Here is a 949-nt window from a genome sequence, read left to right on the forward strand (position 1 = left end):
TTCTCTCCATATGCCTTCACAATTTCATCGGCATGATGGGTTTGCTCGAACTTTTTACCAAACGGGTCGTATCCCCATTCGCGCAATTGGTTCATTTTATCGTGACGTACTTGAAGAAGCTCGTGAAGACCTTCTTGTTGTTCTTGTTCGCCTTGCTGCACGTCTTGTTCGTTTGCCATTTCCTTTCACTCCTCGTAAAAAATCCCTAATTTAGTAGTAGTAAACAAACTTGAATAAATAGCGATACGGCGTACCTTTATAAAAAAGGTACGCCACGGAAGTCCTGATTACAGGTTGATATCGAGAATTTCGTACTGGATCACACCAGCAGGTACTTGAACGTCTACTACAGCACCTTTGGCTTTGCCCAAGAGCGCCTGACCTACAGGAGATTCGTTGGAGATTTTATTGTTCATCGGGTCAGATTCTGCTGATCCTACAATCGTATAGTCCACGACATCGCCAAATTCCAAGTCCTTCACTCTGACACGGGAGCCTACGCTGACCACGCCTGTATCTACATCCTCGTTGGTGATGATACGAGCGTTGCGGAGCATTTTCTCCAGTGTCAGAATACGACCCTCGATGAAAGCCTGTTCATTTTTCGCTTCCTCGTATTCAGAGTTCTCACTGATATCGCCAAAGCTGATCGCTTCTTTAATTCGCGCAGCTACTTCCTTGCGTTTAACCGTTTTCAAGTCTTCAAGCTCTTGTTCCAGCTTAGCCAATCCTTGTGGTGTCAGGATCACTTCTTTTTCAGACATGATTCAATTCCCCCGTTTATAAAAAATTCCATTCGCACTGGGTAAAGTACGAATGATTATATGTAGATGTTTTATGCATTATACAGATGCTTGCTAACTCTCCTGAGGAGTCATAGGTAAAGCTGCCAGGTTTCACTGGCAGCTCTGTTCTCGATATTACGGCATATTATAGGATATGAAGGAAC

1 protein-coding gene and 1 pseudogene are annotated in these 949 nt (G+C 43.8%); both read right to left on the minus strand.

The genetic code is table 11. The annotated features are described in order from the left end of the window. Nucleotides 1-179: pseudogene (locus EDM52_RS25390) on the minus strand (lysine--tRNA ligase); the annotation flags it as partial. Nucleotides 180-287: 108 nt separating this feature from the next. Further along, nucleotides 288-764 carry a transcription elongation factor GreA gene (gene greA / locus EDM52_RS24205; RefSeq protein ID WP_122911441.1) on the minus strand — a complete coding sequence of 159 codons (477 nt, stop codon included), beginning with the start codon at nucleotides 762-764 and terminating at the stop codon, nucleotides 288-290. Between the last annotated feature and the right edge of the window lie 185 nt (nucleotides 765-949).

This window comes from Brevibacillus invocatus, from assembly GCF_003710915.1.
Lineage (GTDB): Bacteria > Bacillota > Bacilli > Brevibacillales > Brevibacillaceae > Brevibacillus > Brevibacillus invocatus.